The organism is Streptomyces sp. SCA2-17 (assembly GCF_044336695.1).
This window is the reverse complement of sequence record NZ_CP117521.1, coordinates 6,077,567-6,090,343: the sequence shown is the minus strand read 5'-3', so window position 1 is coordinate 6,090,343 and position 12,777 is coordinate 6,077,567. Positions and strand designations below refer to the sequence as shown.

Sequence of the window (12,777 nt, the reverse complement as noted above, 5' to 3'; positions counted from 1 at the left end):
CTTCCCTCCGGTCAATCGGGCGCCACCGCGTAGAACTGGCGGGCCCAGTGCCGGTAGGCACCGATCGGCCCGTCCTCACTGTTCAGCCGCGGGTGGGGCAGATATGCCTTGTGGTGGAAAACGGGCCAGTCGGCGCGGGAGTCCTGAAAGGACCACCGGTTCATTCCGAAGGCCACCGCGCGTTCGAGAGCACGGCGGGGTGCGGGGGGAATGCGGAGCAGCGGATCGAGCACCGCGCTGGCCGCGAGGCAGTACCGGATGCGGCCCGGTCCTACGGGGGTGACCAGCACCCACTGCGCGGCACGCAGCCGGCAGCGCGGCACGTCGATCGTCATGAGCGCCGCGCCCAGCCCGAAATACCGGATGCCGATGTCCTGGACGGTGGAGAAGAACGGAAGGCTGCGCCCGACGCGGACCGTCAGGGAGTAGAACGGCCCGTCCCCCGCGGGCGCCGTCACGATGTCGAGGAAATCGACACCGTGCAGTTCGACGACGTGCCTGTGGTCGATGAAGTTCTCCATCACGTCCTGCGGGTGGCCCGCGAGTTCGACCGCACGGAAGGTGCGGGGACCTGCGAAGTCGCCGGAGAGCAGCGGGAGTTCCCACGAGGGCGGCGTACGGTCGTGGGAATGCCCTACCCAGACGATGCCGTGCGCTTCCCGCGTGGGCAGCGCGCACTGCAGTGCTCCACCGCGGGTGCGCCGGATGAGCAGGTCGGCTCCCATGAAGCGGCACATGCGGACGGTTCCCGGTTTCCACTGCCACGAAAATCCCGCGCAAAACCATCCGCTCGGGTACGGCAATGGCTCCGGGAAGGCCTCGTCCGCCGCTTGCGCCCGGTAGGGAGAGGTATAGGTACGCGTCCGCATGTCGCCCTCGCACGGTAGGAGCTGGTGCAGCAGAGGCCTTTGGCGAACGATAAGTGACAATCCACGGTTCCTCCCCCGGTACGCGCACAGTGCCTGTACGCATGCTGGCGAACAACGCGAAGTCCGCCAAGGCGCACACGGCCGGCGCTTGAAGCACGCGCACCCTGCGGTGGTGCGCAGTAGCACGGGCGAATGGCCGATGCACCGGCTTTTGTGGCCATGGGTGGCCATGGGGAAAGCCGGCTGCGGAACGCGACCCTCACCCCGATACTCGAAGGATTTGACGCGGCCCACAGAATCGGTTTTGCGCCAGGTTACCGGGGATGAGTACGACGTGTCCCCGGAACGATTGACGGTACATCCCGTTTATCTGTGCGCCGCACCGTTCGCCGGCTCGCGCAACGGCGGTTCAGGGGCTGACCGCCAGCACCACGTAGGCCGCCAGGAGCGAGAGGTGCAGCCCGCCTTGCAGCGGGGTGGCGCGCCCCGGGATCACCGTCAGCGTGCCGACGGCGACCGTGAGGGCGAGGAGCACCATGTGCGTGGCGCCCAGGCCGAGGACGAGCGGGCCCTCCAGCCAGACGGAGGCGACCGCGACCGCGGGAATGGTCAGGCCGATGCTGGCCATGGCCGAGCCGAGGCCGAGGTTGAGGCTGGTCTGGACGCGGTCGCGGCGGGCGGCGCGCAGGGCGGCGATGGTCTCGGGGAGGAGGACCAGCAGCGCGATGACGACGCCGACGACCGAGGCCGGCAGGCCGGCGGCGGCCACCCCGGACTCGATGGCCGGTGACACCCCCTTGGCGAGGCCGACCACCGAGACCAGGGCGACGCCGAGCAGGCCGAGGCTGGTCAGGGCGGTCCGGGCCGACGGCGGCGCGGCGTGGTCGCTGTCGATGACCTCGCCCTCGGCGGTCACCGGCAGGAAGTAGTCGCGGTGCCGCACGGTCTGCGTCGCGACGAAGAGGCCGTAGAGGATGAGCGAGGCGGCCGCGGCGAAGACGAGCTGGGCCGGGGAGAACCGCGGGCCGGGCGTGCTGGTGGTGAAGGTCGGCAGGGCCAGGCTCAGCCCGGCCAGGGTCGCGACGGTCCCGAAGGCGGCGCCGGTGCCCTCCGCGTTGAACACCGCGACCCGGCGCCTGAGCGCGCACACCAGCAGGGACAGGCCGACGATCCCGTTGCAGGTGATCATGACGGCGGCGAAGACCGTGTCGCGCGCCAGGGAGCTGCTCTTGTCACCGCCGTCGGCCATGAGCGTGACGATGAGGGCCACCTCGATGATCGTCACCGCGACGGCGAGGACGAGGGAGCCGAACGGTTCGCCGACGCGGTGGGCGATCACCTCCGCGTGGTGCACGGCGGAGAGCACCGCGCCGGCCAGGCAGCAGCTCACCAGGGCCACCACCGCCGGGGACAGCGACCGCCCCCAGGTGAGGGCCAGCACGAGGGCGGCGAGCACCGGGACCAGGGCGGGCCAGCGCGCGGCAAGCAAGCGGAACCGATGCTTCATATGGACAAGCTTCGCAGATCACCCGTCAGATGCCCGTCCACCGGAGGCGCGGCCTGTCCTCGCCGCCCCCGCCCAGACCGCGGCTGGTAGGGCTGGACGGGGGCGGCGTACGGGTCTCACCCCAGATCTGCACCGTCGGATGATCGGAGAAACACCTGTCACCCGGATGAGGGGCAACGAGGTGGGCGGGGACGACGAAGGAGGGGCCGTCCGTAGCGGACGACCCCTCCTTCTCATGTGTGGAGCTAAGGAGAATTGAACTCCTGACCTCCTGCATGCCATGCAGGCGCTCTACCAACTGAGCTATAGCCCCGTGTTCAGATGTTTTGCCTGAGTTGTTCTGCTTGAGTTGCTCTGCTTGCCGCCCGGTTTCCCTGGCGACGCAGACAATATTACACGACGGCAGCAGCGCCATTGACGCCGTTTTCGCACCGTGCCAGATTCTGCGCATCCCCGCGCGAGCCAGGAGTGTGGCACCCATGTCGTCGCCCGTGTCGTCGTCCGTGTCACCGTCCGGGCAGCCGCCGTCCCGGTCCCCGCTCGCCGTCGAGCGCCGGACGATCGAGGTGATTCCGGACGCCGAGCGGCACGGCGCACCGCACGGCCAGTTCACGCTGTGGTTCGGCGCGAGCATGCAGATCACGGCGGTCGTCGACGGCGCCCTCGCGGTCGTCTCCGGCGCCGACGCGCTGTGGGCGGTCCCCGCGCTGCTCGCCGGGAACGTGCTCGGCGGGATCGTGATGGCGCTGCACTCCGCGCAGGGCCCGCGGCTCGGGGTGCCGCAGATGATTTCGAGCCGGGCGCAGTTCGGGGTGCACGGGGCCGTGGTCCCGCTGGTGATGGTGGTCCTGATGTACCTCGGGTTCGCCGCGACCGGCAGCGTGCTCGCGGGCCAGGCCGTCCGCAGGCTCCTCCACCTCCACGGCACGACGGCCGGCATCCTCGTCTTCGGGGCGCTCACCGCCGTGGTCGCCCTGGCCGGATACCGCCTCATCCACCTCGCGGGCCGGGTGGGGACCGTGGCCGGCAGCCTCGGGCTCGGCTATCTCCTCATCGCCCTGTTCACCCGCTACGACGTCGGCGCCCACGTCGGCAACCGGCCGTTCGACGCCGCCGCGTTCCTGTTCGCCGCCTCCCTCGGCGCCGGCTGGCAGCTCACCTTCGGCCCCTACGTGGCCGACTACTCCCGCTACCTTCCCCGTACCACCAGCGCGCGGGCGGCCTTCTGGGCGACCTTCACCGGAACCGTGACCGGCGCCCAGTGGGCCATGACGCTGGGCGCCCTGATCGCCGCCGTCGCCGGCGGGTCGTTCCTGTCCGACCAGGTGGGATTCGTGGGCGAGCTGGCCGGGCCGGCGGCCGCCGCCTTCCTCGTGTACCTGGTGGTGCTGGTCGGCAAGCTCACCGTCAACTGCCTCAACGCGTACGGCGGTTTCATGTCCGTCCTGACGACGGTGACGGCCTTCGACGGCCGCTCCCGGATCACCCCGGCGGCCCGCGCGGCGTACATCGTCGCGTTCACGGCCGCGGCCACGGCCATCGCCGTCGCGGCCAGCGCGGACTTCCTCGACCACTTCAAGAACTTCGTCCTGCTGCTGCTCATGGTGTTCACGCCGTGGAGCGCCATCAACCTCACCGACTACTACCTGGTTTCGCGCGAGCGCGTCGACATCCCGGCGCTGTACGACCCGGACGGCCGCTACGGGCGGTGGAACGTCCCGGCGCTGACCTGCTACGTCCTCGGCGTCCTCGCCCAGATCCCGTTCCTGGCCCAGAAGCTCTACACCGGACCGCTGGCGCACCGGCTCGGCGGCGCGGACGTCTCCTGGATCGTCGGGCTGGTCCTCACCGCGGCGCTCTACCTCCCCTGGGCCCGACGCACAGCCCGGCCGCCCGCCGCGACGATCCACCCGGAGAGCGAACGCGACGACCTGACGGCTGCTTTGTAAGGGCAGCTGTCCCGTAAGAAGAGCGGACCCGTAAGAAGAGCTGATCCGTAAGAAGAGCTGACCCGTGAGAACGGCTGCTCCGTAAGCGTGACAGCAGCGGGCAGCGGGGCCCGGGTCACCGATGTGGCAGGTGTGCGGGGAGGGCAGGGAGAAGGTAAGCAGGACCCATGCCCCTTCAGCGCAGGCGGTCCGGCTCCGGACGACGCCGGCGGCGTGCCAGTCCGCTCGTCGCCGTGCCCCTGGGGCTCATCGCCCTGGTCGTGGTGGTCGACCTGCTGACACCCCCCAACATCCACCTGGGCCCCCTCCTGGTCGCCGCCCCTGCCATCACCGCGGCCATCGGCGGGCCCGCGCTCACCGGCGCCATCGGAGCCCTCGCGGTGATCGCCCAGGTCCTGATCGGGATCTTCCACGGCGGCTTGTCGACGCCGAACCATCAGGCCCAGATCGTCGCGCTGCTCCTCATCTCCGTCTTCCTCGTGGTCTTCCGCCACGCCCGGGCCCAGCACGAGCAGCAGCTGAGCCAGGCGCGCTGGGTGGCCGAAGTGGCCCAGCGGGTGCTGCTGCGGCCGATCCCGGCGCGGCTGGGCCCGCTGCGGATCGCCGCGCTCTACATCGCCGCCGAGGCGGAAGCCCGCATGGGCGGCGACCTGTACGCCGCCGCGCGGACCGAGCACGGCACCCGGGTCATGATCGGCGACGTGCGCGGCAAGGGCCTCCCGACCATCGGGGACGCCGCCTCCCTCCTCGGCGCCTTCCGCGCGGCGGCCCACCGCAATCCCCCCTTGCCCCGGCTGGTGGCCCACTTGCAGAACGCCACGTACTGGGCAATGGCCGAGCTCCCGGAGGGCCCGGCGACGGGAGAGGGCTTCATCACCGCCGCGGTCGTCGACATCCCCGACGAGCAGCCGGTGCTCCGGCTGATCAACTGCGGGCACCCGCCCCCGCTCGTCCTCAGCCACGGCGAGGTCACCACGCTGACGGTCGCCGACCCCGCCCTGCCGCTCGGCCTCACCGGAGGCCTGACGGAGGAGGACTACGCGTCGGAGTCCTTCCCCTACCGCCCGGGCGACATCCTCCTCCTCTACACGGACGGCGTCATCGAGACCCGGGACTCCGACGGGCGCTTCTACCCGCTGGCCGACCGGGTCGCCGACTGGCAGGAGACCGACCCGGACGGGCTCGTCCAGCACCTCCACCGGGACCTGCTCGCGTACGCGGGGGGATCGCTGGACGACGACGTGGCCGTCATGGCGATCGAACGGCTGCCGCGGGAGCCGGCGTGAACCAGGTGTGAGCGGCGTGAGCGGGCGTGAGCCGGGCTCCATGTCCGTAGCTGTCACTCACGCTGATCCGGGCGCGCGCCCCGGACGGACGGGTCATGCAGGCGTACGGACCGCCTCCGCCCTGCGGCCGAGCGCGGCGAGCGCGGCGAGCGCGCCGCAGGTCAGTGCCGCCAGTGCCGCTCCCGCGGCGAGCAGTACGGGCATGCTCCACCACCGGGACAGCAGGGCGAGAGCGTACGGCGTGAGCATGCCGAGGTAGGCCGCCGTCCAGAACAGGGACGTCACCATGGCGAGCCGCTCCGGCGGCGCGGCCGCGGCGGCCTCGGTCAGGCCGAAGGACAGGGCGAGGCCGTAGCCGGCGCCCAGGAGGGCCGCCGCGACCAGCGCCAGTCCCGGCCGGGCCCCCGCCGCGGCAGGCACGGCCAGCGCCAGCCCGGCCGCGGTCACGCCGAGGCCGGCCACCCCGGTGGCCATGCGGTGCCGGGCGGCAAGCCGCCGGGCGAGCGGCTGCACGAGCAGACCGCTGCCGGGGACGACGGCGGTCGCGATGCCCGCGTAGACGGTGCGCCAGCCGGCCAGACCGCCGTCCACGAGGCCGGGCAGGGTCGCGAAGCCGATGGCCGGGGCGGCGAAGACCCACGGCGCCAGGGGCAGGACGGCACGGCGGAAGCGACGCCAGTCGGGGGCGGGGGCACTGCCACCCGCGCCGGGCCGCTCCCGGCCCGCCCGGTTCGCCTTGTCCGTCCGGCCGCCCGTCTCCGGCGCGCCGTGTGCGACCGCCCAGGCGACGGCGGCCAGGACCACGTGCGGCACGTACGCCGTCGCCATCGGGTGCGGCAGCCACTGGGCGATCAGCGCGGCCACCAGCCCGCCCGAAGCGAATCCCGCCGAGACGAACAGCCCGGAGCGCCGGGCCGCCGTCCCCGCTGCCGCGTACGGTGCGTACGGCGGGCAGGACAGCTCCTTGACCCAGGCACTGCCCGCTGCCAGGAGCGCGCCCGCGCTGAGCCCGGTCAGGAACCGGCCCGGCAGAAGCCATCCCGTGGCGGCCGAGCCCGCCATCAGCATGCAGGACGAGAGCAGGTTGACGGCCAGGGCGGTCAGCGCCACCGGGCGGCGCCCGCGCCGGTCGGCCAGCGGCCCGCCGGCCAGCAGGCCCGGCACCAGGCCCACCACGTACACCGCGAACAGGCCGGTGACCGTGGACTCGGACAGGCCGAGTTCGGACCGGTAGGCGCCGAGCAGCGCGGAGAACTGGTTCGCGCTCCAGCCCGAGGCGGTCATCATCCAGCCGGTGCGCAGCCAGGGGCGGCCCGCGGCCGCGGCGCCGCGCTGCGGGCTTACCGGCATGTTTGTCGTCTTACTTGTTGCAGAGGTACTCACGCCGTCCAGTCCTACGGCCCCGGCCCGCCCCCCGCCGCCCGCGTTCACGACTTGTGAACGGGCGTACGAACCGGTCGGCGGTCATGTTTATGGTGGCTGTCATGGATCTCCGCCTGCTGTCGTCCTTCCTGGCGGTGGTCGAGGAACGACACTTCGGACGGGCGGCCGCCCGGCTCTTCCTCTCCCCGCCCGCCGTCACCCAGCACGTCCGGCGGCTGGAAACCGACCTCGGCACCCGCCTGCTGCACCGCAACCCCGTGGCGCCCACGCCCGCCGGCGAACGGCTGGCCCGCCACGCCCGCACCCTCCTCGCCGCCGCCGACGCCGCGCTGGACGACGTGGCGGAAGCGGACCTGGCCCCGGCCGCCGCGGGCAGGCCGCTGCGCGTCGGCATCATGGGCCACGGCTCGGCGGAGCTGACCCCGGCCTCGGTCAACGCCTTCCGCCGGGCCCGCCCGCACGTCGCCGTCGAGCTGCGGCAGCTCGACTTCACGGAACACGTCTCGGCGCTCGTCGAAGACCGCGTCGACGTCGCGTTCGTCCGCCCCTCCCCGGATGACGACCGCATCACCGCCGACGTCCTCACCACCGAGCAGCGCATCGTGGTGGTCCCGGAGTCGTCCGCCCTCGCGGACGCCCGCGACACCGGCGCCCGGCTCGCCGACATCGCCGACCTGCCGTTCTTCCGCGTCCCGGGCCGTACGCCGCGCCCCTTCACCGAGTACCTGTACTTCGGCTCCGCGGCCCGGCGCCGCAGCACGGACTTCGCGCTGACGCCGCAGGAAGTGCTCACCGGGGTGGTCACCGGCCGCGCGGCCGGCTCCGGCCTGAAGTCCTTCGCCCGCTACTACGCGTGGCCCGGCGCGGTCTTCGTCCCCGTCCTGGATGCTCCCCGCGACAGCAGCTACCTGGCGGTACGCGCCGCGGACCGCAACCCCGAGGTCCAGATCTTCCGCGCGCTGAGCCTGGCCCTGGCGAAGGAGCTGGGCCCGGCGATCAGCGCGTGAGCGGCCACCGCCGGAGCCGCCGACCGGTTGGTTGCGCTGTGACAGGAGGGATCACAGACTGGAAGTGAAGGTGAGGACGAAGGGGCGGACACGGTGGAAAACCGACTGCACATCCTCCTCTCCGAGGAGGGCGCGGAAGCCGAAGCCGAACACGTCGACGAGCTGACCGGCTACCTCCGCCGGGAACTCCTCCAGCTCGACGTGGACGACGTCACCGCCCTCCCCGCCGCCGAAGAGGTGCCGCCGGGCGCGCGGGCCGTCGACGCCGCCCAGGTCGGCGCCCTGCTCGTGAGCCTCGGCAGCTCCGCGCGCGCGTTGCAGCAGGTCGTGGGCGTCGTCCACAACTGGTGGGGCCGCTGCCGGGACTCCCGCCCGTCGATGCGGCTCACGCTGAACGACGACGTGCTGGAGCTCTCCGAGGCCACTCCGGAACAGGTCACCGAGGCGTTCGACCTCTTCGTACGCCGCCATTCCCCGGCCGCCGATACCGGTACCGGTACCGATACCAGGACCGGTACCGGTACCGGCGAGGCACCGCCATGACCTCACCCGCGACCCGGCACGCCCTGATCATCGCCAACGACACGTACCAGGACGAAGGCCTCAGGCAGCTGGCGTCCCCGGCGCAGGACGCCGAGGCCCTGGCCGCCGTCCTGGGCGATCCGCAGATCGGCGGGTTCGACGTCCAGGTCGTACGGAACGAGCCGTCGCACACCATCACCATGCGGCTGGACGACTTCTTCTCCGACCGCCGCCCCGGCGACACCCTGGTCGTCCACTTCTCCTGTCACGGGCTCAAGAGCGAGTCCGGCGAGCTCTACTTTGCGGCCGGCAACACCCGCCCCCGCCGGCTGGCCTCCACCGCCGTCCCCGCCGACTTCGTACGGCGCTGCATGTCCGCCACGCGGGCGCGGTCCGTCGCCCTCTTCCTCGACTGCTGCTACGGCGGCGCCTTCCCCCAGGGCGTGGCCGCCCGCGCCGGCGGCGACGTCAACGTCCTCGACTCCTTCGCCGGCGACAGGCCCGGCGGCGGCCGCGGCTGGGCCGTCATCACCGCGTCCAACTCCATGGAGTACGCCTTCGAAGGCACCGAGCTCACCAGGACCTCCGGCCCGCGGCCCTCGGTCTTCACCAGCGCGCTCGTCGCGGGCCTCGCCACCGGGGAGGCCGACCTGGACCAGGACGGCCGGATCTCCCTCGACGAGCTGTACGACTACGTCTTCGACCGCGTACGGCAGGAGAACCCGCACCAGACCCCGAGCCGCAGCGTCGACATGCAGGGAGACCTGTACCTCGCCCGCAGCCGCCGGCGGCGGATCGCCCCCTCCCCCGTGCCGGACGACGTGCGCGCCGCGATGCGCAGCCCCGACGCCTACTCCCGCCGCGGCGCCGTCGCCGAGCTGCGGGCCCGCATGGAGAACCCCGACCTGTCCGTCGCCGCCGGGGCCCGCGAAGCCCTGGTGGAGATGGCGCGCAAGGACGTCCGGGCCGTCGCGGACGAAGCCGCCCGCGCCCTGCACGAGGTCTCCGTCACGCCGGATCCGGCCCGGCTGGACTTCGGACCGGTGCCGCAGCACGCACCCTCGCCGCACCGGCCGGTACGGCTCCTCGGGCCGCCCCTGGCCCGCAGTTGCACGCCGTACGTCGGGGACGGCTGGCTGCGGGTGGCGGAGTCCTCCGACGGGCTCGATGTCAGCGTCGACACGTCCCGTGTGGGTCGGCGCAGCGGCGACATCGTGCTGAAGGGGGCTGCGGGAGAGGCGGTGGTGCATGTGGAAGCAGAGGTGGTGGCGGTGCCGGCGCGGAGTGCTGTACGGCCACCACCGTCGCGGCCGCAGGCACGGGCGGAACCTGTGGCGCAGCCCGCACGTGACCATGCCGTGCCGGCCGCCCCCGCACGTCCGCCACACCCTCCGGCCGCCGCACCGCCCCCTCCCGCCGGACGTGCCCCCGCCCTGGCAGCCGCAGCACTCGGCCTGGCCATCACCTCACTGATCACCCTCGTCCTCACCGCCGTTGCGGCGGCACAGGCGCTGGAGAACCAGGCGACGAACGAGCGGTTGCACCTGACGAGGACCCTCAAGGACGAGGTCCGCGACGCGGGAATGATGACGCCGCTCGTCATCTGCATGATGGCGGCGGTCCTGGCGCTGATCCTCGCCTCCATGGCCCGGCAGACCCCCCACCCGGCCGAAGCGGTGCGCACCACGCGCACCCTCACCCTCACCGCCAAGGCCCTCGCCATCCCGGCCCTGACCCTGGCGCTCCTCGCTTCGGCCGCGTATCTGGTCTACCTGACCGCCAACGGCCAAGCGTGATCACCGCGTACGGGGCGGCGGCGTGCCGCGGCCCACGCCTCACGGTGCCTCGCGGACCGACCCCACGGAGCGCACGCCGCCGCTCTTCTCGGTCGCCGCGTACACGCAGGCCCTGAACCAGTCCTCCACTCCGTCGGCCGAGGCCTGGATGAGGGCGCTTTCCTTGCACACGGCGCGGGCGGCGATACGCACTTGCTCGTCGCTCTCATCGCCACTGAGCTTCTCGCTGTAGGCATGCCCGAAACTCCGTCCCTGCTGGAACGGCGTCTCCGGCCGCTCGGGCCCGCCGGAGCCGCCCGGCCCGGCGCAGGAGGTCAGCAGGACCGTCAGGACACCAACGGCGGTAGCGGCGAAAGCGACGGCGGCACGTCTCGGAATGCGCATACGGGCCAGGCTCCCGGCTCCGCCCCGGGTCCGGACAGCGGCCGCAGAGCCGAATTCGCACGGGATTCCGCCACACTTCTCGGCAGGCGGCGGGCGGCGGCCGAGCCCGCCTCGAAAACAGTTTGAGCGGGCCGCGCCCGTGGAGATAGGTTTTGCCTCGTTAGTTCGAATAGCGAGGAAAACTTCATGCGCAAGCTCACGTCGGGCGCGGTAGCCGCCGTCATCACGATCGGCACGCTCACCGGCTGCTCGTCCGCTGCCGAGAAGGCCCCGGCCCCGGCCGGCGCGGCGGCGCACGAAAGCGAGAAGCCGAAGGAGAAGCCCGGCACGACCGGTGGTGCGACCGGCGCGGCCCGGAAGCCCGGCGAACCGGGCAAGAACGCGGAGTGGAAGGACGGCGGCCGGGTCGGGGACGCCGGAGCGGTCTGCGAGTTCCCGGTGTCGTTCGAGGTGGCGAAGGCGTGGAAGCCCAAGGGGCTCGACGCCGAGGGCGCGGAGTTCCTCAGCAAGTGGCTGGGCCACCAGTCGTTCAAGGGAGCCTGCGAAATCGACGCGAAGCCGGCGGGCATGATCGGCTACATCCGCGTGTGGACGTCGGAGCGGACGGACATGTCGCCGCGTCAGGCGCTGGAGACGTTCACGGCCGAAGAGAAGAACGTCACCAGCAAGGAATTCAGTGACACCAAGGCCGGTGACCTTCCGGCCGCGGAAGTCGTCTACGAGCAGAAGAACCCCCTGCTGGACGAGACGAAGCAGGAACGCGCCTTCGCCGTGACGACGCCGAAGGGCGTCACCGTCGTCCACCTCGGCGGGCTCGACACCGGCGAGCACAAGGAAATGCTCCCGGCCTACGAACTGGCCAAGAAGACCACGAAGCTCCCCTGATCGCCTGACCTCCTGTCTTCAGCGCGGGCCGCCGCCCATCGCCCCCAGCATCTCCTTCCCGCCCGTACGGAGGAAGCGCACGAGCAGCGCGGCGGCCAGGCCGAAGAAGGCGATGTTGAGCCAGGTCGTGTAATTCCAGCTCACCCCCGCCTCGGGGATCGTGGCGTGCTCGCGGCCGGGAATGAGCCCCAGGCCGCCGAAGACGAATTCGACGGCGTACCCGGCGACGACCATGGCTACGTAGAAAGTCACCAGCAGGAAGAACGCCATCCTCGCGCCGTAGTACTTCCGGTAGATGTTCAGGATGGGCAGGATCAGCAGGTCGGCGAAGATGAACGCGACCACGCCGCCGAAGCTGATGCCGCCCTTCCACAGGACGACGGCCAGCGGCACGTTCCCGATGGAGCACACGAACGAGGCGATCGCTACCAGCGGGCCGACAAGCGGGCCCCACCATTTCGCGAGCCCTGGGTCGTCGGTGAGGAAGAACGCCGACCAGAACGAGTCCGGGACCCATGCCGCGATGGCGCCGGCGATCAGCAGACCGGCCACGAGATCGCGCAGGATCGCCGCCCACTCCATGACGAAGATGTGCGCCGCGGCCGTGAACCCCTCGCCGGAGAACAGGCGGCGCGCGAACGTCCCCTCACGCCGTACGGACATGTCCATAGCCGCGTGTCCCTCCATAGAACCGGCCACGCCACGCCCGGCCTGCACCCGGGCCTCGTCCAACAGCCGGGGCCGGAGGAACAGCCTGAAAAGCACCGCCAAAGCGATGATCATGACGGGCCCGCCCACGAACTCCGCGAGCGTGAACTGCCACCCCATGAGCAGTGCCAGGATCACCCCGAGCTCCACCACGAGATTGGTGGAGGCGATCTCAAAGGCCATGGCCGCAGTGAAGTCCGCCCCCTTCCGGAACAGGGCCCGGGCCAGCGCGACGGCCGCATAAGAACACGACGAAGAGGCCGCCCCCAGCCCCGCGGCAATGGCCAACGTACGCGGCCGACCGTCACCGAGCAGAGCACGGACGGTCCCCATCCGCACCACCGCCTGCACCACAGCGGACAGAACGAACCCCAGAACCAGAGCCCAAGCAATCTCCCAGCCCATAGCCCCGGCAACAGCCAGCGCCCGCACCATCGCTTGCATCCGCCGCCTCTTCCTCCAGCACACGACGCAGGGGGCG

At 71.8% G+C, this 12,777-nt stretch carries 11 protein-coding genes and 1 tRNA gene; 6 read left to right on the top strand and 6 right to left on the bottom strand.

The genetic code is table 11. From position 1 onward, the window contains the following. Window positions 1-11 precede the first annotated feature (11 nt). The 3 genes from PS271_RS27230 to PS271_RS27220 all read right to left on the bottom strand — a co-directional run bounded on the left by PS271_RS27230 (window position 12) and on the right by PS271_RS27220 (window position 2,689). Window positions 12-737, bottom strand: coding sequence for a hypothetical protein (locus tag PS271_RS27230; RefSeq protein ID WP_398385465.1), 726 nt, complete (start codon window positions 735-737; stop codon window positions 12-14). A gap of 541 nt (window positions 738-1,278) precedes the next feature. Continuing rightward, window positions 1,279-2,376: a calcium:cation antiporter gene (locus PS271_RS27225; RefSeq protein ID WP_398385463.1), complete on the bottom strand. Its 1,098-nt coding sequence runs from the start codon at window positions 2,374-2,376 to the stop codon at window positions 1,279-1,281. Window positions 2,377-2,616: 240 nt separating this feature from the next. Beyond that, a tRNA-Ala gene (locus tag PS271_RS27220) sits at window positions 2,617-2,689 on the bottom strand. 166 nt (window positions 2,690-2,855) lie between these two features. Between PS271_RS27220 and PS271_RS27215 the strand changes: the two genes are divergently transcribed. Then, complete coding sequence (locus tag PS271_RS27215) at window positions 2,856-4,325, top strand: purine-cytosine permease family protein (RefSeq protein ID WP_398385461.1); 1,470 nt, start codon at window positions 2,856-2,858, stop codon at window positions 4,323-4,325. A gap of 167 nt (window positions 4,326-4,492) precedes the next feature. After that, entirely contained in the window at window positions 4,493-5,611 is a 1,119-nt protein-coding gene (locus tag PS271_RS27210; RefSeq protein ID WP_398385460.1) for a PP2C family protein-serine/threonine phosphatase, read from the top strand. A gap of 93 nt (window positions 5,612-5,704) precedes the next feature. Here PS271_RS27210 and PS271_RS27205 read toward each other — a convergent pair whose 3' ends face one another. After that, window positions 5,705-6,961: an MFS transporter gene (locus tag PS271_RS27205; protein ID WP_398385458.1), complete on the bottom strand. Its 1,257-nt coding sequence runs from the start codon at window positions 6,959-6,961 to the stop codon at window positions 5,705-5,707. A gap of 134 nt (window positions 6,962-7,095) precedes the next feature. Here PS271_RS27205 and PS271_RS27200 point away from each other — a divergent pair, with 134 nt between their 5' ends. The 3 genes from PS271_RS27200 to PS271_RS27190 all read left to right on the top strand — a co-directional run bounded on the left by PS271_RS27200 (window position 7,096) and on the right by PS271_RS27190 (window position 10,319). Continuing rightward, entirely contained in the window at window positions 7,096-8,001 is a 906-nt protein-coding gene (locus tag PS271_RS27200) for a LysR family transcriptional regulator (protein WP_398385457.1), read from the top strand. A 93-nt stretch (window positions 8,002-8,094) separates the two neighbouring features. Next, entirely contained in the window at window positions 8,095-8,544 is a 450-nt protein-coding gene (locus PS271_RS27195; protein WP_398385455.1) for a hypothetical protein, read from the top strand. Continuing rightward, window positions 8,541-10,319 (top strand): caspase, EACC1-associated type, encoded by a 1,779-nt coding sequence (locus PS271_RS27190; protein WP_398385453.1) that lies wholly within the window; start codon window positions 8,541-8,543, stop codon window positions 10,317-10,319. The genes PS271_RS27195 and PS271_RS27190 overlap by 4 nt, the downstream gene beginning before the upstream one ends. A gap of 39 nt (window positions 10,320-10,358) precedes the next feature. Here the strand turns inward: PS271_RS27190 and PS271_RS27185 are convergent, their stop codons facing one another. Next, window positions 10,359-10,703: a hypothetical protein gene (locus PS271_RS27185; RefSeq protein ID WP_398385451.1), complete on the bottom strand. Its 345-nt coding sequence runs from the start codon at window positions 10,701-10,703 to the stop codon at window positions 10,359-10,361. 186 nt (window positions 10,704-10,889) lie between these two features. Between PS271_RS27185 and PS271_RS27180 the strand changes: the two genes are divergently transcribed. Then, on the top strand, window positions 10,890-11,588 hold the full coding sequence (locus PS271_RS27180) for a lipoprotein (protein WP_398385450.1): 699 nt from the start codon (window positions 10,890-10,892) through the stop codon (window positions 11,586-11,588). Between the two features lie 18 nt (window positions 11,589-11,606). On the opposite strand, the gene PS271_RS27175 is transcribed toward PS271_RS27180, so the two are convergent. After that, the gene (locus PS271_RS27175) at window positions 11,607-12,740 is read right to left on the bottom strand and encodes a permease (protein ID WP_398385448.1); all 1,134 of its coding nucleotides are present in this window, start codon (window positions 12,738-12,740) and stop codon (window positions 11,607-11,609) included. Window positions 12,741-12,777 lie beyond the last annotated feature (37 nt).

Excerpts from the sequence above, each read along its gene's own strand:
- PS271_RS27230 (WP_398385465.1), bottom strand. The coding sequence starts at position 737 with ATGTGCCGCTTCATGGGAGCCGACCTGCTCATCCGGCGCACCCGCGGT.
- PS271_RS27225 (WP_398385463.1), bottom strand. The coding sequence starts at position 2,376 with ATGAAGCATCGGTTCCGCTTGCTTGCCGCGCGCTGGCCCGCCCTGGTC.
- PS271_RS27215 (WP_398385461.1), top strand. The coding sequence starts at position 2,856 with ATGTCGTCGCCCGTGTCGTCGTCCGTGTCACCGTCCGGGCAGCCGCCG.
- PS271_RS27210 (WP_398385460.1), top strand. The coding sequence starts at position 4,493 with ATGCCCCTTCAGCGCAGGCGGTCCGGCTCCGGACGACGCCGGCGGCGT.
- PS271_RS27205 (WP_398385458.1), bottom strand. The coding sequence starts at position 6,961 with ATGCCGGTAAGCCCGCAGCGCGGCGCCGCGGCCGCGGGCCGCCCCTGG.
- PS271_RS27200 (WP_398385457.1), top strand. The coding sequence starts at position 7,096 with ATGGATCTCCGCCTGCTGTCGTCCTTCCTGGCGGTGGTCGAGGAACGA.
- PS271_RS27190 (WP_398385453.1), top strand. The coding sequence starts at position 8,541 with ATGACCTCACCCGCGACCCGGCACGCCCTGATCATCGCCAACGACACG.
- PS271_RS27185 (WP_398385451.1), bottom strand. The coding sequence starts at position 10,703 with ATGCGCATTCCGAGACGTGCCGCCGTCGCTTTCGCCGCTACCGCCGTT.
- PS271_RS27180 (WP_398385450.1), top strand. The coding sequence starts at position 10,890 with ATGCGCAAGCTCACGTCGGGCGCGGTAGCCGCCGTCATCACGATCGGC.
- PS271_RS27175 (WP_398385448.1), bottom strand. The coding sequence starts at position 12,740 with ATGCAAGCGATGGTGCGGGCGCTGGCTGTTGCCGGGGCTATGGGCTGG.